Source organism: Nocardia sp. NPDC049149, assembly GCF_043197455.1.
In the GTDB taxonomy this organism is placed as follows: Bacteria; Actinomycetota; Actinomycetes; order Mycobacteriales; family Mycobacteriaceae; genus Nocardia.
The window spans coordinates 301043-326924 of record NZ_JBICTD010000001.1 but is presented as its reverse complement, the minus strand read 5'-3'; the positions used below and the strand labels follow the sequence as shown (position 1 = coordinate 326924).

Annotated in this window: 26 protein-coding genes; 12 read left to right on the top strand and 14 right to left on the bottom strand. The window is 67.3% G+C overall.

Annotation, left to right across the window (positions count from 1 at the left end):
- The first annotated feature begins 84 nt into the window (after positions 1–84).
- Positions 85–807, top strand: coding sequence for a Clp protease N-terminal domain-containing protein (locus tag ACGFNJ_RS01645; protein WP_393442244.1), 723 nt, complete (start codon positions 85–87; stop codon positions 805–807).
- A gap of 241 nt (positions 808–1048) precedes the next feature.
- On the opposite strand, the gene ACGFNJ_RS01640 is transcribed toward ACGFNJ_RS01645, so the two are convergent.
- Both ACGFNJ_RS01640 and ACGFNJ_RS01635 read right to left on the bottom strand, forming a co-directional pair.
- On the bottom strand, positions 1049–1723 hold the full coding sequence (locus tag ACGFNJ_RS01640; RefSeq protein ID WP_393442242.1) for a suppressor of fused domain protein: 675 nt from the start codon (positions 1721–1723) through the stop codon (positions 1049–1051).
- A gap of 67 nt (positions 1724–1790) precedes the next feature.
- Positions 1791–3845: an NAD(+) synthase gene (locus ACGFNJ_RS01635; protein WP_393442241.1), complete on the bottom strand. Its 2055-nt coding sequence runs from the start codon at positions 3843–3845 to the stop codon at positions 1791–1793.
- A 90-nt stretch (positions 3846–3935) separates the two neighbouring features.
- Here ACGFNJ_RS01635 and ACGFNJ_RS01630 point away from each other — a divergent pair, with 90 nt between their 5' ends.
- Positions 3936–4229 (top strand): hypothetical protein, encoded by a 294-nt coding sequence (locus tag ACGFNJ_RS01630; protein WP_040739548.1) that lies wholly within the window; start codon positions 3936–3938, stop codon positions 4227–4229.
- A gap of 266 nt (positions 4230–4495) precedes the next feature.
- Complete coding sequence (groL, locus tag ACGFNJ_RS01625) at positions 4496–6121, top strand: chaperonin GroEL (RefSeq protein ID WP_393442238.1); 1626 nt, start codon at positions 4496–4498, stop codon at positions 6119–6121.
- Between the two features lie 86 nt (positions 6122–6207).
- Here the strand turns inward: groL and ACGFNJ_RS01620 are convergent, their stop codons facing one another.
- Positions 6208–7218 carry an SMP-30/gluconolactonase/LRE family protein gene (locus ACGFNJ_RS01620; protein ID WP_393442236.1) on the bottom strand — a complete coding sequence of 337 codons (1011 nt, stop codon included), beginning with the start codon at positions 7216–7218 and terminating at the stop codon, positions 6208–6210.
- 124 nt (positions 7219–7342) lie between these two features.
- Here ACGFNJ_RS01620 and ACGFNJ_RS01615 point away from each other — a divergent pair, with 124 nt between their 5' ends.
- Positions 7343–7807: a MarR family winged helix-turn-helix transcriptional regulator gene (locus ACGFNJ_RS01615; RefSeq protein WP_393442234.1), complete on the top strand. Its 465-nt coding sequence runs from the start codon at positions 7343–7345 to the stop codon at positions 7805–7807.
- A gap of 26 nt (positions 7808–7833) precedes the next feature.
- Here the strand turns inward: ACGFNJ_RS01615 and ACGFNJ_RS01610 are convergent, their stop codons facing one another.
- Entirely contained in the window at positions 7834–8520 is a 687-nt protein-coding gene (locus tag ACGFNJ_RS01610) for a ZIP family metal transporter (RefSeq protein ID WP_393442232.1), read from the bottom strand.
- A 422-nt stretch (positions 8521–8942) separates the two neighbouring features.
- Here ACGFNJ_RS01610 and ACGFNJ_RS01605 point away from each other — a divergent pair, with 422 nt between their 5' ends.
- Together ACGFNJ_RS01605 and ACGFNJ_RS01600 are read left to right on the top strand one after the other, a co-directional pair.
- Positions 8943–9575 carry a TetR/AcrR family transcriptional regulator gene (locus ACGFNJ_RS01605; RefSeq protein WP_245745735.1) on the top strand — a complete coding sequence of 211 codons (633 nt, stop codon included), beginning with the start codon at positions 8943–8945 and terminating at the stop codon, positions 9573–9575.
- Between the two features lie 139 nt (positions 9576–9714).
- A complete protein-coding gene (locus tag ACGFNJ_RS01600; protein WP_393442229.1) occupies positions 9715–10572 on the top strand; it encodes an alpha/beta fold hydrolase in 858 nt (285 codons plus the stop codon).
- 100 nt (positions 10573–10672) lie between these two features.
- Here ACGFNJ_RS01600 and ACGFNJ_RS01595 read toward each other — a convergent pair whose 3' ends face one another.
- Entirely contained in the window at positions 10673–12730 is a 2058-nt protein-coding gene (locus ACGFNJ_RS01595) for a prolyl oligopeptidase family protein (protein ID WP_393442227.1), read from the bottom strand.
- Between the two features lie 40 nt (positions 12731–12770).
- A complete protein-coding gene (locus ACGFNJ_RS01590; protein WP_393442225.1) occupies positions 12771–13307 on the bottom strand; it encodes a hypothetical protein in 537 nt (178 codons plus the stop codon).
- 171 nt (positions 13308–13478) lie between these two features.
- Between ACGFNJ_RS01590 and ACGFNJ_RS01585 the strand changes: the two genes are divergently transcribed.
- Positions 13479–14453: a dipeptidase gene (locus ACGFNJ_RS01585; RefSeq protein WP_393442223.1), complete on the top strand. Its 975-nt coding sequence runs from the start codon at positions 13479–13481 to the stop codon at positions 14451–14453.
- 64 nt (positions 14454–14517) lie between these two features.
- Here ACGFNJ_RS01585 and ACGFNJ_RS01580 read toward each other — a convergent pair whose 3' ends face one another.
- The 3 genes from ACGFNJ_RS01580 to ACGFNJ_RS01570 form a co-directional block, all read right to left on the bottom strand.
- Positions 14518–14865, bottom strand: coding sequence for a hypothetical protein (locus ACGFNJ_RS01580; protein ID WP_393442221.1), 348 nt, complete (start codon positions 14863–14865; stop codon positions 14518–14520).
- A gap of 90 nt (positions 14866–14955) precedes the next feature.
- Positions 14956–16002, bottom strand: coding sequence for an NADP-dependent oxidoreductase (locus ACGFNJ_RS01575; protein ID WP_393442218.1), 1047 nt, complete (start codon positions 16000–16002; stop codon positions 14956–14958).
- A gap of 248 nt (positions 16003–16250) precedes the next feature.
- Positions 16251–17219 (bottom strand): AraC family transcriptional regulator ligand-binding domain-containing protein, encoded by a 969-nt coding sequence (locus ACGFNJ_RS01570; RefSeq protein ID WP_393442215.1) that lies wholly within the window; start codon positions 17217–17219, stop codon positions 16251–16253.
- A gap of 272 nt (positions 17220–17491) precedes the next feature.
- On the opposite strand from ACGFNJ_RS01570, the gene lpdA reads away from it, so the two are divergent.
- Both lpdA and ACGFNJ_RS01560 read left to right on the top strand, forming a co-directional pair.
- The gene (gene lpdA, locus ACGFNJ_RS01565) at positions 17492–18895 is read left to right on the top strand and encodes a dihydrolipoyl dehydrogenase (RefSeq protein WP_393442212.1); all 1404 of its coding nucleotides are present in this window, start codon (positions 17492–17494) and stop codon (positions 18893–18895) included.
- An 88-nt stretch (positions 18896–18983) separates the two neighbouring features.
- The gene (locus ACGFNJ_RS01560) at positions 18984–19691 is read left to right on the top strand and encodes a polysaccharide deacetylase family protein (RefSeq protein WP_393442210.1); all 708 of its coding nucleotides are present in this window, start codon (positions 18984–18986) and stop codon (positions 19689–19691) included.
- A gap of 355 nt (positions 19692–20046) precedes the next feature.
- Here the strand turns inward: ACGFNJ_RS01560 and ACGFNJ_RS01555 are convergent, their stop codons facing one another.
- Positions 20047–20463, bottom strand: a complete 417-nt coding sequence (locus ACGFNJ_RS01555) for a PPOX class F420-dependent oxidoreductase (protein WP_393442208.1) — start codon at positions 20461–20463, stop codon at positions 20047–20049.
- Between the two features lie 50 nt (positions 20464–20513).
- Positions 20514–20912 (bottom strand): winged helix-turn-helix transcriptional regulator, encoded by a 399-nt coding sequence (locus ACGFNJ_RS01550; RefSeq protein ID WP_393442206.1) that lies wholly within the window; start codon positions 20910–20912, stop codon positions 20514–20516.
- Between the two features lie 98 nt (positions 20913–21010).
- Between ACGFNJ_RS01550 and ACGFNJ_RS01545 the strand changes: the two genes are divergently transcribed.
- Complete coding sequence (locus tag ACGFNJ_RS01545) at positions 21011–21862, top strand: SDR family oxidoreductase (RefSeq protein WP_393442203.1); 852 nt, start codon at positions 21011–21013, stop codon at positions 21860–21862.
- 258 nt (positions 21863–22120) lie between these two features.
- On the opposite strand, the gene ACGFNJ_RS01540 is transcribed toward ACGFNJ_RS01545, so the two are convergent.
- Positions 22121–22498: a VOC family protein gene (locus tag ACGFNJ_RS01540; protein WP_069160722.1), complete on the bottom strand. Its 378-nt coding sequence runs from the start codon at positions 22496–22498 to the stop codon at positions 22121–22123.
- 128 nt (positions 22499–22626) lie between these two features.
- Here ACGFNJ_RS01540 and ACGFNJ_RS01535 point away from each other — a divergent pair, with 128 nt between their 5' ends.
- Positions 22627–23421 carry a TetR/AcrR family transcriptional regulator C-terminal domain-containing protein gene (locus tag ACGFNJ_RS01535; protein ID WP_393442199.1) on the top strand — a complete coding sequence of 265 codons (795 nt, stop codon included), beginning with the start codon at positions 22627–22629 and terminating at the stop codon, positions 23419–23421.
- Positions 23422–23450: 29 nt separating this feature from the next.
- Here ACGFNJ_RS01535 and ACGFNJ_RS01530 read toward each other — a convergent pair whose 3' ends face one another.
- On the bottom strand, positions 23451–23984 hold the full coding sequence (locus ACGFNJ_RS01530) for a carboxymuconolactone decarboxylase family protein (protein ID WP_393443699.1): 534 nt from the start codon (positions 23982–23984) through the stop codon (positions 23451–23453).
- Positions 23985–24300: 316 nt separating this feature from the next.
- Between ACGFNJ_RS01530 and ACGFNJ_RS01525 the strand changes: the two genes are divergently transcribed.
- The gene (locus tag ACGFNJ_RS01525) at positions 24301–25173 is read left to right on the top strand and encodes an NERD domain-containing protein (RefSeq protein ID WP_393442196.1); all 873 of its coding nucleotides are present in this window, start codon (positions 24301–24303) and stop codon (positions 25171–25173) included.
- 15 nt (positions 25174–25188) lie between these two features.
- Here ACGFNJ_RS01525 and ACGFNJ_RS01520 read toward each other — a convergent pair whose 3' ends face one another.
- Positions 25189–25881 carry a GntR family transcriptional regulator gene (locus ACGFNJ_RS01520; RefSeq protein WP_393442194.1) on the bottom strand — a complete coding sequence of 231 codons (693 nt, stop codon included), beginning with the start codon at positions 25879–25881 and terminating at the stop codon, positions 25189–25191.
- Position 25882 lies beyond the last annotated feature (1 nt).

Below are 25882 nucleotides of genomic sequence, written 5' to 3'. Positions count from 1 at the left end.
TATCGCCGCACTAGTGTCCGGTAGTGGAGTGCGGTTCGTCAACTTTGGGTTGACGATGATGGATCGTCAACCTATGGTTGACGCATGACGAACCCTTCGATCCGCCTCGACGACCTGATCGACGGCATCAAGAAAGCCCGCCCCGACAACGCACTCGACCAACTCTCCGACGCCGTGGTCGTCGGGAATCACCTCGGCGAACTCGCCGACCACCTGATCGGACACTTCGTCGACCAGGCACGCCGGACCGGCGCCTCGTGGACCGATATCGGCGCAAGCATGGGCGTCACCAAGCAGGCCGCGCAGAAGCGCTTCGTGCCGAAGACGCCGGGCGATGCCGCTCAGATGGACCCGAACGCGGGCTTCGCGCGGTTCACCGACCGCGCCCGCGCGGTGGTGGTTGCCGCGCAGGAGGCCGCACGGACGGCAAGCAATGCGCAGATCACGGTCGCGCACCTGGTGCTCGGACTGCTGTCCGAGCCGGAAGGTCTTGGCGCCGCGGCGATCCCGACCAACGGCGTCACCCTCGACGCGGTCCGCGACGCCGCCAACGCCGCGCTGCCGCCTGCCTCGACGGAGGTGCCCGCGCTCATTCCCTTCGACCCGGATGCCAAGAAGGCGCTCGAGCTCACCTTCCGTGAGGCACTTCGCTTGGGGCACAACTACATCGGGACCGAACACATTCTGCTCGCACTGCTGGAGCAGGAGAACGGCAGCGGCCTGCTGACCGACCTCGGGGTCGACAAGGCGAAGACCGAGGCCCACCTGGTCGACCTGCTCTCCCAGATCGTGGCCCAGGGGCAATGAGCAGGGCGCGGTCCGGTGCGGAGCAGGCCGCCGTGGTTGCCGCGCTGTTCGGTGTCGGGCTCGTGCTGGCGGGGCAGGCCCGACCGCGGATCCGCCACGCTCGTCTCGGCTTTCGCGCAGTACGCACGACACGAGCGTGTCGTCGCCGGGCGATGCGTCGCAGGGCCGCGCATCAGCAAGCCGTGCCGACGCAACGACTACCGGCGGCACGTGCTGCCTGAGGCGCTTCCCTCGAGGCGGCTCAGGCCCGGCCGCGCAGGCCACCGCCCCAGCGCGGCCACTGCGCCTGCGGCTTCGGCTCCGAAACCAGTGGTGCGCGTTCGGTATCGGTGACGAACAACGGGAGCTGCGGTGCCAGCTCGGCGAGCAGGGCGAGCGTCCGCCCGCCCTGCGCGGCCCGGTACTCCGGCATGGTCAGGCCCACCAGCTGCAGGAAATGCAGTCTGCCGTGCGGGGTTTCGATGGGGTCGAGCTCGGGGTCAGCGATGAAGCCGACGGCGCGGATGCCCGAATCCGGCTGGTCTGCGGCGATCGGTCCGTTGGCTTTGATCGTGTGCCCCGGCTCGAACCACTTGCCGGACTGGAAGACATAGCGCGCCAGGTTCTGCAGAAACGTGGCTGGCCACATTGGCGGCTCGGTATCGGTGGGCTTGCGGGCCAGGCGGAAGGTGAACTCGAATCCCCAGCCGGACTCGTCGGGGTTGTCCCACTCCTTCTCGTACAGCTCGGTCATGCCGTAACTGATGTAGTGCCAATGCGGGACCGGCTCGGTGCGCGCGTACGCGCTGATTCCGTCGAGCGGATCGGGACCGCCGAGCGACCAGCGGTGATCGGTGGCCCAGTGGATAGGTTCGGTATCGCCATACAGCGGCTGCAGTGCGTCGTCGATGGCCTTCCAGCCGGGTGCTTCACTCACACCGCCACCCTAGGCAATCGACGTCTGTCCCCGCTGTCCGTGTCGGAATGCGTTGCCGGGCAGCAGGTCAATCCGGGACGTTGCGGGACAGCTCGTCCAGCCAGGCCGCGGCCGAGGCGTCGCTGGGTGCGCGCCAGTCGCCGCGCGGCGACAGCGAGCCACCGGAGCCGACCTTGGGGGCGTTGGGCAGGGTCGAGCGTTTGAACTGGCTGGTCTGCACGAAGCGGCGCAGGAATTCCGCGAGCCACCGTTTGATCGTCGGCAGGTCGTAGGCGTTGCGCTGATCGGCGGGGATCAGGTCCGGCCATGGGCCGCGGCTCGCGTCCGACCACGCGTGCCTGGCGAGGTAGGCGATGCGGCTCGGGCGATAGCCGAAGCGCAGCAGGTAGTAGAGGTGGAAGTCCTGCAGTTCGTACGGGCCGACCGTGGCTTCGGAGCTCTGGCTCGGCGCCGCGGAATCGGTGGCGGGCACCAGTTCCGGTGAGATCTCGGTGTGCAGGATCGAGGCGAGCACCTCGCTGCCCGCCTTGCCGAACTGTTCGGTCTCGACCGACCAGGCGATCAGGTATTTGATCAGCGTCTTCGGCACGGAGGCATTCACGCTGTAGTGCGCCATGTGGTCGCCGACGCCGAAAGTGCACCAGCCGAGGGCGAGTTCGCTGAGATCGCCGGTGCCGAGCACGAGCGCGCCGTGCTGATTCGCCAGCCGGAACAAGTGCGACGTCCGCTCGCCCGCCTGCACATTTTCATAGGTGACGTCGTACTGCGGCACCCCGTCGGCGGCCGGATGGCCCAGGTCCCTGAGCATCTGGGTCGCCGAGGGGCGGATGTCGATCTCGGCCGCCGTCACGCCGAGCGCGGCCATCAACCGGTGCGCGTCGGTGCGGGTGCGGGTGCTCGTCGCGAAGCCGGGCATGGTGTACGCCAACACATTTGCCCGGGGCAGGCCGAGCCGGTCCATGGTCTTGGCCGCCACGATCAGCGCCTGGGTGGAATCGAGTCCGCCGGAAACACCGATGACCACGCGCTGCATTCCGGTGGCGCGTAGCCGCGTGCTCAACCCTTCCACCTGGATGTGATGTACTTCGGCGCAGCGTTCATTGCGTACCGTGGGATCGGCGGGCACGTAAGGGAATCGTTCAATTTCGCGCCTGAGTTCGACGACGCCCTCGGGTATCGGCAATTCCACATCGATGCGCCGCAGCCTGGCGAGTTGTTCCCGGTGGTCGTGCACATTGTCGGCAAAACTGGTGGTGCGCAAACGATCCGCGGCAAGTCGGCGCAGATCCAGGTCGGCGGTGATCAATTGCGGATGATCGGAGAAACGCACGCCTTCGGCGAGCAGGTCGCCGTTCTCGCACACCAGCGCCTGCCCGTCCCAGGCCAGGTCGGTGGTCGATTCGCCGTGCCCCGCAGCCGAATACAAGTAGGCGGCCAGGAAACGCGCCGAATGCGAGGTGCACAGCGCGCGGCGGTAGTCGGCCTTGCCGATGACGATATTGCTCGCCGACAGGTTCACCAGCACGGTGGCCCCGGCCAGCGCCGCGTACCCGCTCGGCGGCACCGGGACCCAGCCGTCCTCGCAGATCTCCAGATGAAAGACGAACCCGTCGAGGTTGGTCGCGGTGAACAGCAGGTCGGCGCCGAACGGCACCGACTGCCCGGCGATGGTGAGGTGCGTGTCCAGGTTCTCCCTGGCGGCCGCGAACTGGCGCTTCTCGTAGAACTCCCGATAGTTCGGCAGGTAGCTCTTGGGCACGGCGCCGAGCACAGCGCCGCGGCACACCGCGATCGCGCAGTTGAACAGCCGCCCCTGCGCCCGCACCGGCGCACCGACCACCAGCACGGTGTCGATATCGACGCTCGCGGCCACCACCTGCGCCAGCGCGTCCTGCACGGCATCGTCCAGCGCGTCCTGGTGGAACAGGTCGTCGGCCGTGTAGCTGGACAGCCCGAGCTCGGGGAACACGGTCAACAGCACCCCGTCGGCCGCCGCCTGTCTGGCCAGCGTCACGGTCTGCTCGACGTTGTAGGCCGGATCCGCGACCCGCACGCCGGGCACCGCCACCGCCACCCGCGCGAAACCGTGTCGATAGAGCGATTCGAAGGGCCGTTGCCCCATCGCCGTCCCCTTACGCCGAGAAAAAGCCGGTGTCGATCATGATTTCCCCTCCGTAATCTACGCGGGCCCGCGGCCCGCTAAGCTGTAGCAATGGCGGATGAAACGGATTCCGACCTAATCGCGGGGGAACGACGCGCCGATCTACTGCGTGCGCTTTCTTATGTCTCCACAGAGTCCCAGCCGGACGGCGGTTATGTCGTAAACGGCGACCTACCTCCCGAGGTGGCGCCCCCATTTATTCGGGCGATCATGCGGGTCGAGGCCGAATTGTTGTTGCACGATGCTGAGCTCGTCACGGTCGAGGGTGGCGAGCCGCGTTCCCCGGAGGAACGCAGGACGGACGCGTTCGTGGCGCTGGTGCTGCGCGTCGACGACCGGGCCTAGCCTGCCCTACCCCGGACCGGGCCTAGCCTGCCCTACCCGGACCGGCCTAGCCGGCCGCACCCCGACCTTGCACTCGGCACCCCTGAGTGCTAGAAATGGCTTTGGCACTCTCTACCTGTGAGTGCCAGGTCGGGACGGTGAGACCGGGTTCCATCGACACCCTCGGTCGTCCGTCGCGGGCACCGAACCTGGCCAGCGTAATGGGGCGATCCGACCTGCGATCGTCCTGTGTGTCAGCCATATACATGGAGGATCTCAACAACGCCATGGCCAAGACAATTGCGTACGACGAAGAGGCCCGTCGCGGTCTCGAGCGGGGCCTCAATGCCCTCGCTGACGCGGTCAAGGTGACGCTGGGGCCGAAGGGTCGCAACGTTGTCCTGGAGAAGAAGTGGGGCGCCCCCACGATCACCAACGATGGTGTGTCCATCGCCAAGGAGATCGAGCTGGAGGACCCGTACGAGAAGATCGGCGCCGAGCTGGTCAAGGAAGTTGCCAAGAAGACGGACGACGTCGCTGGCGACGGCACCACCACCGCCACCGTGCTCGCCCAGGCGCTCGTGCGTGAGGGCCTGCGTAACGTCGCGGCCGGCGCGAACCCCCTCGGCCTGAAGCGCGGCATCGAGAAGGCCGTCGAGGCCGTCACCGCCAAGCTGCTCGACACCGCCAAGGAGATCGACACCAAGGAGCAGATCGCTGCTACCGCTGGTATCTCCGCGGGCGACTCGTCCATCGGTGAGCTCATCGCCGAGGCCATGGACAAGGTCGGCAAGGAAGGCGTCATCACCGTCGAGGAGAGCAACACCTTCGGTCTCCAGCTGGAGCTCACCGAGGGCATGCGCTTCGACAAGGGCTACATCTCGGGTTACTTCGTCACCGACCCCGAGCGTCAGGAAGCGGTCCTCGAGGACCCGTACATCCTGCTCGTCGGTTCGAAGGTCTCGACCGTCAAGGACCTGCTCCCGCTGCTGGAGAAGGTCATCCAGGCCGGCAAGCCGCTGCTGATCATCGCCGAGGACGTCGAGGGCGAAGCCCTGTCCACCCTGGTGGTCAACAAGATCCGTGGCACCTTCAAGTCCGTCGCCGTCAAGGCGCCCGGCTTCGGTGACCGCCGCAAGGCGCAGCTCGCCGACATCGGCATCCTGACCGGTGGCGAGGTCATCACCGAAGAGGTCGGCCTCTCGCTGGAGACCGCAGGCATCGAGCTGCTCGGCCAGGCGCGCAAGGTTGTCATCACCAAGGACGAGACCACCATCGTCGAGGGTGCAGGCGACGCCGAGGCCATCAAGGGCCGCGTTGCGCAGATCCGTGCCGAGATCGAGAACTCGGATTCGGACTACGACCGGGAGAAGCTGCAGGAGCGTCTGGCCAAGCTGGCCGGCGGTGTTGCGGTCATCAAGGCCGGTGCCGCGACCGAGGTCGAGCTCAAGGAGCGCAAGCACCGCATCGAAGATGCCGTGCGCAACGCCAAGGCTGCCGTCGAAGAGGGCATCGTCGCCGGTGGTGGCGTGGCCCTGCTGCAGTCGGCTCCGGCTCTGGACGACCTGAAGCTGACCGGTGACGAGGCGACCGGCGCGAACATCGTGCGCGTCGCGCTGTCGGCCCCGCTGAAGCAGATCGCCTTCAACGCGGGCCTCGAGCCCGGCGTTGTCGCCGAGAAGGTCTCCAACCTGCCCGCAGGCCACGGCCTCAACGCCGACTCCGGCGTGTACGAGGACCTGCTCAAGGCCGGCGTCGCCGACCCGGTGAAGGTCACCCGCTCCGCGCTGCAGAACGCGGCGTCCATCGCGGCCCTGTTCCTCACCACCGAGGCCGTTGTCGCCGACAAGCCGGAGAAGGCCGCCGCTCCCGCCGGCGACCCGACCGGTGGCATGGGCGGCATGGACTTCTGAGTCCTGCCACCCGGCAACACTTTTCGAACCGAAGGCCGGCCCACCATCTGGTGGGCCGGCCTTCGGCCTTTTGTAGGGGCGCCGGGTCAGATGCCGTCGACGGCGAGGACGGTGAAGGGCTTCGGGGTGCCCGGGCCCATGGGGCCGCCCTTGTCGAATTGGGAGGCGACGACCAGGGTCTGGTTGTTGGTGCGGACCAATGTTGTTGGTAGGCCGAGCGACTCGTCGGTGAAGGCGCTGGTCCTGGTGGCTGCGGTGCCGTCTTCGGTGACTGTCCAGCGGGAGATGGTGTTGATCGTGTTCTGCGCGACCCACAGGGTGTTGTCGTGTAGTTCGAGGCCGTCGCCGTGGGTGAGGTCGCCGCCGTGCATGGCGACCTTGCGGATCGGGTCGGTGGCGTTGGGGGCGAGGGGAATTCGATACAGCTCGCCTGCGTTCATGTCGACGGTCAGCAGGTAGCGGCCCGCGGGGTCGGCGGCAATGCCGTTGAGGGTGAACGCAGCCGGGTCGTGTTGCGCGACGACGGTGCTCAGGTCGTAGTGCGGGGTGAGTTCGGCGCGGCCGCCGTGCGCAACGGCGTCGGCCAGTTGTTCGGTGGTGACGCGGTAGACGACGCTGCGTGCGCTGTCGGTCAGGTACGCGGTGCCGTCGGGGGTGATGGCGAGGTCGTTGACGAAGCGGGCGGCGGTGCCCGGGACGTCGAATCGGGCGACCGCGGCCCGAGTCGCGGTGTCGTAGACGGTGACTCCCGCGGTGGAGTCGGTGACCCACAGTCGACCTGCTCGGTCGACCTTCAGTCCGTTGGCGGTCGTGCGGCCGTCCGTGCCTTCGGGCAGGAAGGTCTCGGCTCGGGCGGCTCCCGGGGCGGCCCGGTACACACTGCCGTTGGTGTACGAGCCGACGTAGGTGTCGCCGGTGCGTGCGTCGACCGCGATCCCCTCTGGGTAGGCGCGGTCGTTCGGCAGTGCGTAGGCGGTGCTGATCCGCGGTGCGGGGGCAGGCGATGCGGCCTTGTCGGTTGATCCACAGGCGGCCACAGCGGTGCAGGTCAGCGCGATGGCGGCGGCCGAAAGACGGCGGCGCGTTGCGTGGGACATGGTTGTGCCTCTCATAAGGTCTATCGCTCAGATGAACTCACATCTAAGTAACGAGACGAACATAGATTAGAGTTCTAACTACCGTCAAGAGTCGAACGTGGGAGTGGGCAGATACCATGCGGTTATGACGTCCCTGCCTTCGACCGAGCGCATCGGCTCGTACGTGAAGCGCGCCGAGCAGGCGCTGAACACGGCGAAGAACGCCGCGTTGAAGCCGGCGGGCGTCACCGTCGCGCAGTACGCCGCGCTGCTGTTCCTCGACGAGAACCCCGGCATCTCGGCCGCGGCACTGGCGCGGCTGTGCGGCGTGACGCCGCCGACGATGAACACGGTGCTGACCAACCTGCAGGACCGCGGCCTCATCGAGCGGACCCCGCACGCGTGGCACAAGAACATCCTCGAGACGCGCCTCACCGAGGACGGCGCCGCCGTCATGAAGGACGCGGACGCGCGCGCGGTGCGGGTCGAACGCGCGGTGGCGGCGGGATTCACCGACGCCGAGCGCGCGACGCTTCAGCAGCTGCTCACCCGCTGCGCGGACCTGTTCGACTCGGTCCGGCCGGAAACCGCCACTGCACCAAAGAAATAGCGCGATCGCCGCGGCCGGGCGCGAGCTCAGCCGAGTACGAACGCCACGAGAAAGCCTGCCGCGGTGGCCATGCCGACCCACCAGCCTCCCTCGCGGTAGGCCTCCGGCATCAGTGAGTCGGCGAGCACCGCGATGGTCGCACCGCCCGCGAAGGCCTGTACCACGCTGATGTGCGTCGCGGAGAGGTTGTCCGACAAGGCATGTCCGACAACGGTGACCACGACCAGCGTCAAACCTGTTGCGGTCCAGAGCCATAACGGCCCCCAGTCGCGAATGCCGTGCTTGTCCCGCATCAATGCCGCGCCGCTGATCGCCTCGGGTACGTTGCCGACCGCGACCGCCACGAGTAGCGCGAACCCGCCACCGCCGTCGAGAGTGACGCCGAGCGCGGTGTTCTCCGGGATGCCGTCGAGCACGGTGCCGAGCATCAGTGCCCATCCGATTGCGCTTGCGCCCAAACGGGTTTCGATCAGGTGATTGGCCACGACATAGACGCCTGCACCCGCGAAGAGGGCGAGCGCGGCGATCAGCACGCCCGCCTGGCCGAAGGCGGGCTCGAACAGCTCGTTGGACACCGCGGCGATCATGGTGCCCGCGCCGAACGCCATCAGCGAGGCGAGCACCGCCTTCGGCAGCGTCCAGCGCAGCCCGATCACAGCGCCGAGTACGAGCGGCACCGCGGTGCCGAGTCCGTAGAGCAACGCAATCAGCATGTGGCCCACCATAAGCCGTCGCTATTCGACGATGTATTCGCCGAACTCTCCGCGGGTCGGGCGACATCGGCCGGCGACGGGACGAATCCGGCAGAACCAGCGGACCGGTTCGGTTTACGAATAATTCTACGAATTCCCGTCAAAATCACGCGTAGTGTGCCGGTCTGCCCCAAACGCCCATTAGGGCAAACAGTCAGTGACGGCAAGGTTGCTGGGGTTGTACAGAACGGCCTTCCTGTCCGTCTTGGCATTTGCCATGCACAAGTCGCTGTTTCGGAGACGGACTGCTTCAGATCGTACAAGTATGCATTGAGTCCTCTACGGTCTCGCCAACTTTCGGCAAACCACCGGTCGGCACAGGGTTGAAACGAACAGCCCGATCGATGACAAGGCCTTCCAGGGCTTCTGTATTGTCTGCCCCAATGTCACAGGATGCGAATACGGGTCGAATGTATGCCGGGCAACCCGTCGAGGACCGGCAACGTCAGCGGCGTGCGCGTTTTCTGGAATCGGGCCTGACGGTCTTCGCGCGCGACGGCTACGCCAATAGTTCGGTCGGCGCCATCTGTAAGGACGCTGGTCTCTCCTCACGACAGTTCTATGAGGAGTTCACCGGCCGCGAGTCCCTACTACTCGAGCTCTACGAGCAGATCGATCGAGAGTCGCGGGACACGGTCACCAAGGCGTTGGAGAACAAGGCCGACGCCAGTGCGCTCGAGATCATCGACGCCGCCGTGCGCGCGTACGTCGAGTCGATCGGCTCCGACCCGCGCAAGGCGCGGGTGGCGCTGGTCGAGGTGGTCGGCGCGGGCCCGAAGGTGGAGAAGTTCCGGCTAGAGCTGCGCCGGGTGTGGGGTTCGCTGCTGGCCGGTGCCGCCGAGGATGCCGCCATGCACGGCGAGATCCCGACCGGTGACTACGAGATGCGGGTGCTCGCCATCATCGGCGCCGTCAACTACGTGGTCGACGCATGGAGCGGATCGGATCCGCGCGCGCCGCTCGACGACGTGATCCGGGTGCTGAGCAGGGTGATCATGGGGGCGGTCGGCGCCTGACGGAGTGCTGCGCCGACGGATCGCGCTGGGCAGGAGCGAGGGGAACGGGCACTGTCGGAGGGAGCCCGTTCACCGCTGCTCCGGTCCGCCGGCGTCGCCGATCTGCACGCGTGCGGTGCCTCGCGGTAGCGTTCCCGGGATGGAGACGGTTCCGATCCAGATGCCCGACGGCAGCACCGTTCCGGTGCGATTGATCCCGGCCGTCGGCGAGCACCGGCATCCGGTCACGCCGGACACCCCGCGGCCGGTGCTGGTGATCGTGCCAGGGCTCGGCGTGCCCGCCGAGTACTACTCGACGTTCGGCGCCGGTCTGGCCAAGCGCGGGTTCGACGTCGCCATCGGCGAGCTGCGCGGCAACGGTGCCAGCACGCCGAAACCCAGCTCCGCCAGCACCTTCGGCTACCACGAGCTGGTTTCGGTCGACTTCCCGGCGATCTTCCAGGTGGTGCGTGACCGGTTCCCGGCCAGCACGCCGTACCTGGTCGGCCACAGCATGGGCGGCCAGCTTGCCGTCATGTATGCCGCGCGGATCCGCGGCAGGCTCGGCGGACTGGTGTTCATCGCCTCCGGCACGCCGTATCACCGTGGCTATCCCGGACTTTCGGGGCCGGGCATCCTCATGGGCACGGCGGCGATCTCGCTGACCGCCAACCTGGCGGGCTTCTGGCCGGGCGACAAGATCTCGGGCGGCTTCGGCCGCCAGTCGAAGGTGCTGATCGCGGATTGGGCGCGGCTGGCCCGCACCGGCCGGTTCGTCCCGGTCGGCGCGGACATCGACTACGAGGAGCGGATCGCGCGCCTGAAGCTGCCCGTGCTGTCGATCACCATGACCGGCGACGATCTCACCCCGCCCGGTTCCGCCGAGCACCTGCTCGAGAAGCTGCCGCAGGCCGAGGTGACGCAGTGGCATCAGCCGGAACCGTTGGGGCACAACGGTTGGATCCAGCAGTCCGGCAGCACGATCGACCAGATCGAGAAGTGGTTGCGCGACCGCTGAGCCCTACGGCATAGATCGTGTCTACGGCGTAGATATCGAAAGCCGAAGCGGCCCATGGCTGCCTCGCCCGGCCCTGCTACGGCGCGGGCGAGGCGAGTGCTCAGCCGCGCCGTTCGATCAGCATCTGCGTGAAGAACTCGTAGATCAGCCCCGCCTGGAACGCCGACTGCTTGTTGTCCGCCGCACCGCCGTGGCCGCCCTCGATGTTTTCGTGATACCAGAACTCGTGGCCCTGTTCCTCCAGCAGCGCAGCCATTTTCCTGGCATGGCCCGGGTGCACCCGGTCGTCGCGGGTGGAGGTGGTGAGCAGGATCGGCGGGTAGGCGACGTCGGCCCGTGCGTTCTGATACGGCGAGTACTTGCTGAGGTACTCCCACTCCTCCGGCTTGTCCGGGTCACCGTATTCGGCGATCCACGAGGCGCCTGCCAGTAGCAGGTGGTAGCGCCGCATATCCAGCAGCGGCACCTGGCAGACGATGGCGCCGAACAACTCCGGGTACCGGGTCAGCATCACGCCCATGAGCAGGCCGCCATTGCTGCCGCCGACCGCGCCGAGCTGGTCGGCGGTGGTGATGCCGCGCGCGACCAGATCCTTGGCGATCGCGGCGAAGTCCTCGAACGCCTTGTGCCGGTTGGCCTTCTGCGCGACGGTGTGCCACTGCGGACCGTATTCGCCGCCGCCGCGGATGTTCGTCGTCACCCAGGTGCCGCCGCGTTCCAGCCAGCCCATGCCGGACGCGCCGCTGTAGGCGGGCGTCCGCGAGATCTCGAAGCCGCCGTACCCGGACATCACCGTCGGGCCGGGGGTGCCCTTGCGGTCGCGGTGGCGGATCACGAAGTACGGCACCATGGTTCCGTCGTCGGAGGCCGCGAAGAACTGCTCGGTCTCGATACCGCCGGCTTCGAAGAAGCCCGGCTCCTGCTTGAGCTGCTCGGTGTGGCCGCCGACCGAGCCGGTCAGCAGGGTGGCGGGGGTGGTGAATCCGCTGGTGGTGAGCATGAATTCGTCGCCGCCCTCGAGCGGGTCGAGGTTCATCACGCTGGTCGTCGCCATCTGCGGGGTGTCGGCCAGCGGTTCCCGGCGCCAGCCGTCGGCGCCAGGGGTCACCACGTAGAGCTTGGTCTGCACATCTTCGAGGGTGATGAGCAGCAGATAGTTCTCGGTCCAGCCGTACCCGTGCAGCGAGGTGTGTGCGTCGGGAGTGAACACGACCTCGAAGTCGCGTGCGCCGGCGAGGAACTCGTCGAGGCCGGTGGCCAGCAGGGCGCCCGCCGGGTAGGTGGTGCCGTCGACTTCCCACGGCGACTTGAGGCGCACGAGCAGCCAATTCTTGTACCAGGACTCGCTTGCGTCGCTCGGTGTCTCCAAATGCCGCAGCGTGCCGTCGTTTTCGAGCAGGTACACCTCTTCGTTGAAGAAGTCGGTGGCGCGGCCGACGAAATGGCGTTCGTAGCCGGGGGTGCGGTCATAGCCCGCCGAGACCGCGACGTCGTCGGCCGCGCCCTCGAAGACGGTCTGCGCGTCGGCCAGTGCGGTGCCGCGCTGCCAGCGCTTGGCGATGCGCGGATACCCGGAGTCGGTCAGCGAGCCGGGGCCGAAATCCGTTCCGACATAAACGGAATCGAGATCGATCCAGCGCAGTTCGGACTTCGCCTCTGGCAGGAAGAAACCACCGTCGGCCGGTTCGATGAACTGCCTTGTGGCCATGTCGAATTCGCGCACCACCTTGGCGTCGGCGCCGCCGCGGGACAGGCTGATCAGCGCGCGGGACTGCTCGGGGCGCAGCACGCCCGCGCCGCCCCAGACCCAGTTCTCTGCCTCGGCGGCGGCCAGCGCGTCCAGGTCGATCAGCACGTCCCAATCGGGAGAGTCCTTGGCGTACTCGGCGAACGTGGTGCGCCGCCACAGCCCGCGCGGGTGCTCGGCGTCGCGCCAGAAGTTGTAGAGCCACTGACCACGCCGGCCCGGGTAGGCGATCTTCGTATTGGTGTCGAGCATGTCCAGGATGCGATGCTCGAGCGCGCTGAACCGGTCCGACGAGGCGAATCGCTCGACGACCACCTCGTTGTGCGCCCGCGCCCAGTCGAGGGCCCGCTCGTCGGTGACTTCCTCGAGCCAGAGGTAAGGGTCGGTCATGTCCTGCTCAACGCCGCGCATCCCCATATTGTGCCGAGCGGTCCGAACCGAGCCGTCACGGCTACCAGAAGTGCGCTACGTCGACGACCACCCGGGCGGGGCCGTCGAGGGTGAAGACCCGGAACGGCAGCCTGCCGCGCACGCCGAGGCCGACGGTGGTCTGGCCCTCGAACGATCCGGCCCATGCCACGTGCCGGAAGGTCTGGTAGCCGGCGACGTCGACCAGTTCGCTGCGGTTCGCGGGCTGGTAGGTCGCGTTGCCTGCGCTGTCGTAGGCGGGCGCCAGCACGACGATGTGCAGGACCGCGCCGCCACGTACCGGGACCGTCGCGCCCGAGCCGTCCATCGAGATGCCACCGACGTAACCCGCGCGGTAGCCGGACACCTGACCGGCGAGGTCGAACACCAGCCGGTCGAAGCATTCGTGTCGGCCTGCGCGCACGTTGGTGATCGGCGCGCTCGACATCGACCCGCTCGTCTTGTCGAGCGAACCCCACACCTGTCCGCAATACGGGGGAGCCGCCGTGGCCGGTCCCGGCACGATCCACAGGCCGACGCAGGTGGCGATGGAGACAATCAAGAGAAGTATGCGACGCATGTCGCACCGCCTTCAGGCAGTAAGAATGAAGCATGGAGTGAATCGGGCGAATTGGACATGCTGTTACGTGGGCGAATCCAGGCCGCTCGACACCGTCGGCGAATGCGTTAGTGGCAGGCCCCCGCTCCGTAGGATCGCTGGTTCGAGGTTGATTCGACCAGGAGGTTCCGGTTGCCGCCCTTTCTCTGGGAGCAGCACTGCTGTCTGCCGTTGCAGCCAGGCGCGCGCATCGCGGACCTGGCCCGCTATCCGCTCGGTTCCTACCTGTCGGTGAACATCGGGTATTCGGCGCAGACGACCGAGGATTCGTTGCAGCTGGCGCGTCAGTTCCGTGCGGACGCGCTCGCCGACGGGCGATTCCGGTTGGTGCACAGCATTTCCGATATCGGCGACCCGGATGTCATCGCGCTGGCCTTCGACCTCGAGGACTCTGGGCCGCTCGGCGGCGACCTGGACAACGTGGAGCTGTTCTACGAGTTGGGTCTTCGCTCGCTGCTGCCGACCTACAACCGCGCCAACCAGGCGGGCTGCGGCTGCCTGGACACCGACGACGCCGGCCTCACCGCGTATGGCCGCGACCTCGTGCGCAAACTCAACGAGGTCGGCATTTTCGTCGACGGATCGCACTGTTCCCGGCGCAGCGGCCTCGATCTCGCGAAACACACGCAGGTGCCGATGATTTACAGCCACTCCAACTTCGCCGCGCTCTGGGATCATCCCCGCAATATCACCGATGAGCAGGCGAAGGCGTGCGCCGCGACCGGTGGCGTGATCGGACTCAACGGCGTGGGAATCTTCCTGGGCCACAACGGAGTCGACGAAAAGGCGGCGCGGATCGAGGCAATGGCCGACCACGTCGAATACGGCGTGCAGCTGGTCGGGATCGAGCACATCGGCGTCGGCTCGGACTATTCGTTCGATGCCGAGGATTTCAACGACATGCTGCGCTCGGATCCGGCCTCCTACCCCGAGGCATACACCAAATGGGGTCCACTGCAATGGGTCCCGCCAGAAGACCTCCTCGGCCTCAGCGAGGTCCCCGGTCTCGACGAGGTACTGACCCGCCGCGGATTCAGCCCGAGCGATCGAGCGGCCCTGTTCAGCGGCAACTTCGCACGGGTCGCCCAGCAGGTCTGGCGCGACTAGCCCAGATGTTCCTTGGCTACTCGCTTGGGGACACACATGCGCCAGGCTTCCTCGATGAGCTCGGTCAGTTCCGCCTCGTCGATGGCGGCCAGCCGCACCCGGACCCAGTTGTACCGCTCATACCTGCGCCTCGCTGGCGCTCGGCTCCGGTATGCGCGATGCGCGCTGTGACATGGCTCGCTCGCTGCGCTCGCTCACGCGACGGGCGCGGCATCATGAACTTGTCCGGCTCGGCCTCGACCAGCGCCACCCGCTCGGTCTTGGGAAAGGCGAAGCCCATGCGGGTTTCGTCCGCGGAGAGCGCCAAGTAGACGATCCTGCCGATCCGGTACTTCACCCGGTCCCTGACCAGCGCCTCGGTGGTGCGCGGCAGGCTCATCGCGATCCGCCGCACGTCATCAGCTGTCACCATCGGCTCAGTATCGCGCCGGGGTACGACAGCTGGGCCGCGCTGATTCGAAGGGCCGAAAACAGGTGTGGCGCGACCCCATCGCCCGGTACCTCACCCGAGGCGGACCAGCATCTTGCCGGTGTTGGCGCCGGAGAGCACACCGAGGAAGGCGGCGGGCGCCTGATCGAGGCCCTCGTAGACCGTCTCCGTGGTGCGGATCGTGCCGTCGGCCAGCCAGGCCGCGGCCTTGGTGATGTAGTCGCCGAAGATCGGGAAGTAGCTGCTGACGAGCATGCCGCGCAGCGAAACCTCCCGTGTCGCAGCCTTGTACAGATCAGGCCCTGGCTCGGCGGTGGCGCCGTTGTAGCCGCTGATCGCGCCGACCAGCGCGACTCGGCCGTGCGGGCGCATCGCGTCGACCGCGACGCGCAGGTGTTCGCCGCCGACACTGTCGAGGTAGACGTCCATGCCGTCGGGCGCGGCGGCCGCCAACTGTCCGGCCAGATCGCCCGCCCGGTAGTCGATGGCGGCGTCGAAGCCGAATTCGTCGAGCAGCAGCCTGGTCTTGGCCGGCCCGCCCGCGGAGCCGATCACCTTCGCCGCGCCGAGAGCCTTGGCAATCTGCCCGGCCACGCTGCCCACCGCGCCTGCCGCCGCCGAAATGAACACGGTGTCACCGGGTTTCACCGGTGCGACATCCGTCAGCGCGGCGTACGCGGTGAGACCGGTTGTGCCGAGCGCGCCGAGGTAGTGGTGTGCCGCCGCGAGCGAAGTGTCCACGGGGGTAGCGGTTTCCGCGTCGAGCACCACATACTCGCGCCAGCCCGCGAAGTGCGTCACCGTGCTGCCGACGGGCAGGCTCGCCGCCTTCGACGCGATCACCTCGCCGACCGCGGATCCCTCCAGCGCCGCGCCCAACTGGAACGGGGCGATGTAGGACGGGCGATCATCCATTCGTCCGCGCATGTACGGGTCCACCGACATCCAGGTGTTGCGCACCAGGACCTGTCCGTCGGCGAGCTCCTGGATCGGCCGCTCCACCAGCGCGAAATGTTCCGCCGTCGGCGCACCGGTCGGCCGCGCGGCCAACTGGATCTCCCGCGAGATCTGCGGCAGCACGCCGGTGGTGCTCGCCTGGTTGGTGGTCTGAACGCTCATTGCTCTGCCTCTTCTTCGCTGTCCGAACCGCTCCGATCCGGTACGGCTAACGCTATGAGCGCAGCACCCTCGTTCCCAGGTCCGCCGACGCCACCACCCGGTCCATTCGCGCCACCCCGTTCTCCCAGGTGAACCGATCCGCGACCAGCACCTCGCGGGCTGCGCCCCACCCTCGCACAGGTTTTCACCAACGAGTGGCACATGGTGGAGAGGTCCTCTCGACAAACGCCGCAGCCATGTGCCACTCGCTAGGCGCGGCGCGATCTGGTGGGGGAGGTGCCGCTCCAGCGGTGGAAGGCTTTGCGCAGGGCGCGGTCGTCGGTGAAGCCGAGCCGGGTCGCGATCGCGGAGGTGGTCAAACGTCCTTCGGCGAGCAGGGTTTTCGCCTGCTCATATCGGACGAGGTCGAATTCGTGGCGCCACGTGGTGCCGTGTTCGGCGAGCTGGCGTTGCAGGGTGCGCGGACTGACCGCCATCCGATGCGCGACCGAGGTCAGCGCCGGATCACCCGCGGTGAGCGCGGCGGCGAGGGCGATGCGGAACGCCTCCAACGGTCCGGGGATCGGGCGGGCGGTGGCCAAGACCAGGTCGGCGTGGCTGCGCAGGAGGTCGGCGAGCATCGGGTCGGCGCGCGGCAGCGACGCGGTCGCGTCGTCGGCGCGGAACGTGATGGTGTCTGCGGGAGCGTCGAATTCGATGCGGTCGGTGCCGAACGCGGCGGTCAGTGCGTCGTGGTTGCGTGGCGCGGCCCGGCTGAACGCGACACGTGCCGGAACGACCTGGCGGCCGGTCGCCTCGCGCGCCCGTCGCAGGTAGTACGCCAGCACGTACTCGTTGATCACCGCGGCGACCGCCGGATCCCCTGCGGTGGTGCGGAACTCGACGGTCAGGTCACCGTCATGGGTCAGGCCGAAGCCTTCGGCGGCCGCGGTGACCAGCCGGTGGTACGGCTGCGCCGCACCGAGCGCGTCGGCGAGGGTTGGGCCGTTGGTGACGAGGTAGTCCCAGGTGGTGAGGGTGCCGAGCGGCGCGGCAGCGACGACCGCGAGACCAGCGCCCGGTTCCGGCCTTGCCGTCGCGAGCAGTTCCCACAGTTGCAGCAGCGAATGCAGCGGGATCCGATTGAGCTCGCCTGACAACGCGGAGTCGTCGATGCCGTGGATGGCGGCCAGTTGCGCTTCGGCGACTCCGGTCCGTCGCGCCGTATCGCGAACCAATCGGATGAGGTGCGTCGAAGCGGTCCCATCGAGCAGCGACCCCGGGGCCGACCGATCTGCTTCGACTACGCGGGTCGCGGCTACCGACGACGTGGGTGGATCGCCTCGCCCCGACAGATCCACCACGCGCCCACACTAACGCGCAACGACTGGCACTTCCGTACCCGATCTGCGTCCTGCGCACCGAACTTTCCCGCCCGGTTGTGGCGCACGGCTCAATGTTGCGGGGGACCGGTGGGCCAACTTCAAGCAACAGAGTTAGGCTCGACAGCGTGACTTCCCATTACGACGTTGTCGTTCTCGGTGCCGGTCCTGGCGGTTATGTCGCCGCCATCCGCGCGGCACAACTTGGCCTCCGTACCGCGATCGTCGAGCAGAAGTATTGGGGTGGTGTCTGCCTCAACGTGGGCTGCATCCCTTCCAAGGCGCTGCTGCGCAACGCCGAGCTGGCCCATATCTTCACGAAGGAAGCCAAGACCTTCGGCATCTCCGGTGAGGTGAACTTCGACTTCGGGGTTGCGTTCGATCGCAGCCGCAAGGTGGCGGACGGCCGGGTCAAGGGCGTTCACTTCCTGATGAAGAAGAACAAGATCGACGAGTTCGACGGCAAGGGCACCTTCACCGACGCGAACACCCTGTCGGTCGAGCTGTCGAAGGGCGGAACCGAGACCGTCACCTTCGACAACGTGATCATCGCGACGGGCACCGTCACGAAGCTGCTGCCCGGCACCACGCTCAGCGACAACGTGGTCACCTACGAGGAGCAGATCCTCACCCGCGACCTGCCCGGCTCGATCCTGATCGTCGGCGCAGGCGCGATCGGCATGGAGTTCGGCTACGTCCTCAAGAACTACGGCGTCGACGTGCGCATCGTCGAGTTCCTCGACCGCGCGCTGCCGAACGAGGACGTCGACGTCTCCAAGGAGATCACCAAGCAGTACAAGAAGCTCGGGATCACCATCACCACCGGTGCCGCCGTGCAGTCCATCGACGACGACGGCTCGAAGGTCACCGTCGCGATCAAGGACAACAAGTCCGGCAACGTGGAGACGGTCACCGTCGACAAGGTGCTGCAGGCCGTCGGCTTCGCGCCCCGCGTCGAGGGCTACGGCCTCGAGGCGGCGGGCGTCCAGCTCACCGACCGCGGCGCCATCGCGATCGACGACTACATGCGCACCAACGTGCCGCACATCTACGCGATCGGTGACGTCACCGCGAAGCTGCAGCTCGCGCACGTCGCGGAGGCGCAGGGTGTGGTCGCCGCCGAGACCATCGCGGGTGCGGACACCGTCACCCTCGGTGACTACCGGATGATGCCGCGTGCCACCTTCTGCCAGCCGCAGGTCGCCAGCTTCGGTCTCACCGAGCAGCAGGCGCGCGACGAGGGCTATGACGTGAAGGTCGCGACCTTCCCGTTCACCGCCAACGGCAAGGCGCACGGGCTCGGCGATCCGACCGGTTTCGTCAAGCTGGTCGCCGACGCCAAGTACGGCGAACTGCTCGGCGGGCACCTCATCGGCCCGGACGTCTCCGAGCTGCTGCCTGAGCTGACGCTGGCCCAGAAGTGGGACCTCACCGTCAACGAGCTGACCCGCAACGTGCACACCCACCCGACGCTCAGCGAAGCGCTGCAGGAAGCCTTCCACGGGCTCGCGGGGCACATGATCAACTTCTGATCTCGCTGCGTACTTCGACGGTGGCGTCCGGCCTGAAAAGGTTCGGGCGCCACCGTTTTCGTTGTCGGAGCGAACCTGCTAGACAGCAATGATGCGGCGCAAAGGGTTCATCGGTGGTGTGCTGGTTCTTGTCATCGTGCTTGTTCTCGCCGTCGGCGGCTACTTCCTGATGAATTCGCGCACCTTTCAGCTGGCAGGGCATTTGGTGTCGCGTGTCGACACCACCGACAAGGTTGTCGCCCTCACCCTCGACGACGGGCCGACCGACCGCACCCCCGACGTTCTGAAAACCCTTGCCGAAGCCCAGGTTCCGGCCACCTTCTACCTTGTCGGCAGCGACCTCGCCGCCCACCCCGACTACGGCAGGGCCATCGCCGCCGCAGGCCACGAAATCGGCAACCACACCTACACCCATCGCCGCATGGTCCTGGTCTCCGCCGACACTGTCCGCGACGAAATCGAACGCACCGACGCCGAAATCAGCAAAACCGGCTACCAGGGACCCGTCACCTTCCGCCCTCCCAACGGCAAGAAACTCTGGTCCCTACCGCACTATCTCGCCGAACACCGCCGCACCACGGTCACCTGGGACATCGAACCCGACTCCGGCAAGATCGCCACCACCGACGAGATCGTCGCCGAAACCGTCGGCAAAACCCGCCCAGGCTCCATCATCCTGCTCCACGTCATGCACAAATACGGCGCCGACTCCCTAGCCGCCATCCCCCGCATCATCACCGAACTCCGCACCGCCGGTTACCGTTTCGTCACCGTCTCCGACCTGCTGCAGCACTGATCACCGCCGCTTATCGGTCTCTCGCGGATGTCCGGTCCCAGCCTGCGTGATCCACAGCGTCCGCCGCTCGTCGTCTATGGCATACCAAATTCGTCCGCCACCGGTGACTTCGTACTGTCATTGGTCCAGCCGGATACCGTCGACCTCGACCTTTCCCAGGTCGAATTTCAGCGGATGCTGCCGCAGTTTCTCAGCCATCGACCTTGCCCGGGGGCGGGACGTCGACGGAATCGGTGGTGGTGAACGGGCCGCGGAGTCGGCGAGCAAGCTCGGGGTCGGAGTAGATCTCCGCAGTGGACTGCCATTCGCGTGCTACCGGGCACTTCGAAAGTAGTTCAGTTAAGTCTTGACGAGGTCAGAGCAGGCCGTAGGCGTGGTTGGGGGTGAAGCGGACCAGGGCGCGGTGGTCGGTGACCATGGCTCGGCGGTATTCGTCCCAGTCGGGGTGTTCGCCGGAGGCGGCGCGGTAGTAGTCGACCAGGGCGTCGACGGTGGGGTCGGCCGGGTCGGCGGCGACCGGGGTGACGTCGGCAATGCCTTCGAGGACGGCGTAGGCGAAGAAGTCGTCGCGGGTGACGTGGACGGCGGCCCACGGGTCGCGGACGAGATTGTGGTATTTCGCGCGATCAGCGGTGATGGAGATCCGGATGACGCCGTCGTCGCCGACCACGTGCAGCACGTTGGACAGTTGCGGGCGGCCGTTGCGGCGGATCGTGGTCAGCACCGAACGCTGGTGGGTGCGGGCGAAATCGAGCGCGGAGACGAGGTCCATGCCGATATCAACCGGCGGTGATCTCGGTCTCTTCCCGCGGCGGCGCGCCGTCAGTCGCGGTGATAGGCGGCTTGGGCTTCGCGCACCTTCGGCATGTTTCGCTCGACCACCTGGATGAGCGATTCGAGCTGGTCGGCGACCTCGGCGCCCAGCTCGGTCAGCGTGTATTCGACACGTGGCGGGATGGTTTCGTGCACCTCGCGGTGCACCATGCCGTCGCGCTCCAGCGCTTGCAGTGTCTGCGAGAGCATGCGTTCGCTGACGCCGTCGACGCGCCTGCGCAACGCGCTGAATCGGTAAGGGCCTTCGCGTAGTGCGACGAGGGCGAGGGTGCCCCATCGGCCGGCGACATTCTGCAACACCGGTCGGGACGTGCAGTTTCGTGCGAAGACGTCGGCTTCCAGCGTCGGATCGTCGACGCCAGGCGACGATGCGTGCTGCGTACTCATGAATCCGATGGTACCCACCGTGCCCATAGTGGTGTAGGAATGAATAGTACTTACTATTAGTTAGTGCTTATCAAACCGTACATACTTGGGAGGTAGTCATGACCGTTGCCGTCACCGGTGCCAGTGGACAGCTGGGCCGTCTCGTGGTGGAAGAGCTCCTGCGCATCGGATCGACGCCGGTCGTCGCGATCGTGCGCGACCCGCAGCAGGTGGCCGACCTGGCCGAGCGCGGCGTCGAAGTCAGGGCGGCGAGCTACGACGACGTCGCCGCACTCGACCAGGCGCTCACCGGTGTCGACCGGGTGCTGCTGGTCTCCGGCAATGAGTTCGGTGCCCGAGTGGCCCAGCACGCCAACGTGATTCACGCCGCCGAGCGGGCAGGCGTGGAACTGCTGGTCTACACCAGCATTCCGCGCGCGACCGAGAACCCGTTGATCCTGGCGCAGGAACACATCGGCACCGAAGCGGTGCTTGCGGATTCGACTGTCCCGCATGCGATTCTGCGCAACGGCTGGTACTGGGAGAACTATCTCGGTGGACTCCCGCACGCGGTCGAGTCGGGCGTGCTGCACGGTGCTGCCGGCGAGGGGCGAGTGGCGGGCGCCGCGCGGGCCGACTATGCGGCGGCGGCCGCGAAGGTGCTCACCACCGACGGTAACGCGGGTCAGGTCTATGAGCTCGGCGGTGACGAGCATCTCACCTATGCCGAACTGGCCCAGGTCATTTCGGATGCGGCCGGAAAGCCGGTCCGTTACGAGAACCTGCCGGAGGAGGCCTACGTCGCCGGGCTCGTTCAGGCGGGCCTGCCTGCCGACTACGCGAAGGCGATCGCCGACGCGGACACCGGCATCGCCGCGGGCATCCTCGATGTACACAGCGGCGACTTGCAGAAGCTGCTCGGCCGCGCGTCGACACCGGCGATCGAGGTGTTCCGCGCGGCACTGCGCTGATTGCTGCGTAATCGGCTGGTGCCGAACGACTTCGGCACCTTGCACATGCGGCACCTCGCCTTCGGCATCCGAGCGCCTTCGGCACCTCGTGCAGGTCTGTGGTGATAAGGGTCGGCGACGACGTGAACGCGGTGTGGTTCCACTGCACGGAACCTCACCGCGCTTACGCGCCAATCGCCCTCGTCGCCGACGACCTCATCGAACTCGGTAACCGCATGAACCCGGTGAGGTTCCGGCAGTCCGCAAGACGCCGCTAGTTCACACCCACTGCACGAGCTGCACGATGATCCCGTTCGGGTCGCGCATCTGGAAGTAGCGCTCGCCCCACTCCTCGGTCTCGATCGGCGTGACGATCGGCACGCCCTCGCTCTGCAGCCGGGCGTACTCCCCGTCGATGTCGTCGACGACGAACACGACAAGCAGTCCTTCGCCCGCGCTGCCCGCCGCACTCTGCGGCTTGAACGTCTTCAGCCCGGTGCGCAGGTAGATCATGTTGAGCCCGGCGTCGGGCCGGTCCAGCGAGACGAAGCCGTCGGCGGACATCTTCTCGACGAAACCGAGGTGGTCGATGAGGAATTTCGCCGAGGCCTGCGGATCGGCGACGTTGAGCGAGAGGGCGGAAGCGGTGATGCGCATGGTTCTCCTCGGGTCGAGATTTACTATGTACTAAGTACGCTATACTTTGTAGAAAAATTCCGACCCGACCGCACTGTGATCTACATCACGCCGATAACATCGGGACTCGACCAGTTGAGGAGGGCAGGGTGGACGACTCGGCGCCGGCGCCCGGCGACCGCCGCGGCAAGCAAGACCGAAGCGGCGCAGGCGATCCGGTGCGCACCCTGGAGTTGCTCTGGCGGGTACCTGCGAGTCCGAGCCGTGGCCCGAAACAACGCAGCAGCATCGACGCCGTCGTCGACGCGGCCATCGCGATCGCCGACGCGGCAGGCATCGGCGCCCTCACCATGCGCGCGGTGGCGACCGAGCTCGGCCTGACTCCGATGGCCACCTACACCTACGTGCCCGGCAAGGCCGAACTACTCGATCTCATGGTGGACAAGGTCTACGGCCAGATGGACCGCGCGGACCTGACAGACCTGCCGTGGCGCGACCGGGTCGCCGCGATCGCCGCGGCCAACCGCGCGCTGCTGACCAGGCATCCGTGGCTCGCATACCTGCCGACCACCCGCCCGCCGCTCGGACCAGGCCTCACCGCGAAGTACGACCACGAGCTGCGCGCGTTCGACGGCCTCGGCCTGGACGACGTCACGATCGACGCGGCACTGACCTTCGTGCTCGGCTTCGTCACCTCGGTGGCCAGGATCGCGATCGACACCGAGCGGGCTGCCTCGGACAGCGCCATGTCCGATCATCAGTGGTGGGAGCGCGCGGCGCCGCTGCTGGCGCAGCTGTTCGACGCCGAGCGGTTTCCGCTGGCGGCCCGCGTCGGGCAAGCGGCGGGTCAGGCGTACGACTCGGCGGTGAGCGCCGACCATGCCTACGAATTCGGGTTGGCCAGGGTACTCGACGGTTTGGCGCGTCTCATCGGCGAGCACTGAGTGCGTCTCATCGATAGAAGCGTGCGGGGCTAGATCCCGTCGCGTTGGATCCGCAGCGCGGTGATGCTGGCCGCCAACCCCTCGTACTGGTTGATCAACAGCACGATCTCGATCAGCGTCCGCTCGTCGTAGTGCGCGGCCAGGTCGACCCAGTGCGCGTCATCCACGTCCCGCGTCTCGACCATCTGGTCGACGACGGCGAGCAGCGCCCGATGCTTGTCCGACCAGTCCGGCGCCGTCGGCCCGACGCGCACGCGGTCGAGGATCTCCGCGGTCACCCCGGCCCGCCTGCCGAGGCGAATGTGATGATCCATCTCGTACTCGCAGCTACGCAGGTGCGCGACGCGCAGAATCACCAGCTCCGACTCGTGCCGGGGCAGCCGCCCACCAGGCATCAATTTGCCCGAGTAGTGCAGCCAGCCGCGAAACAGTCCCCTGGTGCGGCCGAGCGTGCTGAACAGGTGTGCGTCCTCGGTGCCCGCGGCACGGGAAAGTACCTGCCAGACCACCCAGTTGATCGGGCCGAGCTCCCGGAATCGTCCGGGCGCGATCCGTGGTCGCAGCGGTGAAACCATGCGTGGGACGCCACCTTCGGGTGAGGGGTGCGGCCAGGCGGCGCCTGCCCGAGCCGTCAGCCTACCGGCGAGTACCCGTCGAATCGAGGGTGCGACCTGCGCCGGAATTGGGCCGAGCGGAACCATCGTGCCGAATTGCCTGCGCAGCGTGGGGTTTCCACCGTTACGATCGTTTTGTGAGCAGCGGGGTAATTCGTCGGGGAATCCTGTTGCTCGCCGTGCACTCGATCGCAGGCTCTGAGCGCAGCGAATGCGGCGCTCACTAGTGCGGGCCTGGAGACGCGGAGAGGCGGACTAGCTCGACATGCTGGTGAGGGTCAACCCCGGGGCGCAGCTCTCCGATGCTGAACAAGAATTCGTCGAATGCTTGCGGTCGTACCCGTCGACCGCGCTCGCCATGGTCGACCTGCAGGTCGGCGGACGGCAGATCGATGCGGTGGTCTGGACGCCGCGCGGGCTCACGGTGCTGGAGGTGCGTGGCTTCCGGCGCAGGCAGAGCGGCATTCTCAACATCTCCGGTGCCGGGCCGTGGCGGATCAGCGATGCCGACGCGGACCTGGACGAGCAGGCGGGCAGCCCGTCCGATCGGCTGGAGCACGGCATCTTCGCGGTGAAGAGCGCGCTGGAAAAGGGACTGCTCGATCCGGGGCATGTGTGCGGCGCGGTCCTGCTCGTTCCGTTCCGTGGTGCGGTGGTGCGCCCGTCGCGCACCAACCTGCGGCCCGGCCTCGACGTCGTCGTCGGCAACGTCTCCGATGCCACCGAGCTGCGCATCTATCTCGAGGGTTTTTCGGCGGGACCGCGGAAGTGGACGGCCGACCGGGTGATCGGCGACTGCACCGCGCTCGGCCTCGCCGGCGGTGCGCCGTCCCGTCAGGAGCTGGTCGACGCGGGGTTCGAGCAGGTGGCACAGGAGTCGCCGAGCGTCATTCCGCGCCCGCCGAAACCCAAGGTCGAGCCGAAGCCGGGCCCAGCGACGAAACGACAGTCCTATGCGGGCTGGGTGGTCGCCGCCGTGGCAGTTGTCGGGATGATCGCCGTCATCGGCGTGATCGCCAACTCACTGGCCCACGAGTCCTCGCACCCGGCGCCGCCGACCACCAGTGTGACGAGCCCGCCCCCGTCGCCCGCGCCGTCCCGCACGACCCCGTGCTTCCCGTTCCAGACGGACTGCTGAAACCGTAGCGCGATATCAATCTCGCACGGCGCGAGCAAGTTTGGTCAGCGCCATGGCGTGCTGCGCGCGGGCGAGGACGTGGGCGCGCGAGGTGTCGATGTGCGTGGTGAGGGTGTGCAGGGCGGTGGTCGTGTCGCCGGACAGGAGTTGTTCGGCGATCGCGATGTGTTCGGCGGTCATAGTGGCGATGCGATCCGGGGTCGGCACGTCGAGTGTGCGAACCGGGCGCACCCGAATGTGTACGGCGGCAAGGGCATCGGCCAAGGCGGCATTGCCGGCGGCGGCCAGCAGCGCGGTGTGGAACTGTTCGTCGGCGGCCAGCGCCGGACCGGGTTCGGGCGGGTTGTCGCGCAGCGCTCGCCAGATATCGAGCTCAGCCCGAATCGAGGCCAGGTCGTGCCCGGGCCGCGCGTCGGCGTGCATGCGTTGAATACCTCTGGCTTCCAGCACGATTCGCAGCTCGTACAGGTGATCCAGCTCGTCGAGCCGCGGCCGGTACGGGTATAGCCCGTCGGCGTGCCGTTCGACAAGCCCGTCGGCTTGCAGCCGGACGAGCGCCTCCCGGACCGGGGTGCGCGAAACCCCGTAGCTCTCCGCGAGCCGTTCCTCGCCGAGCCGGTCAGTCGGCACGAACGCCCCGGCGGCTAGATCCCGGCGCAGCGCGTGATAGACCCGCTCGCGCAACGGGATCCGCCCCCCGCGTGGCACG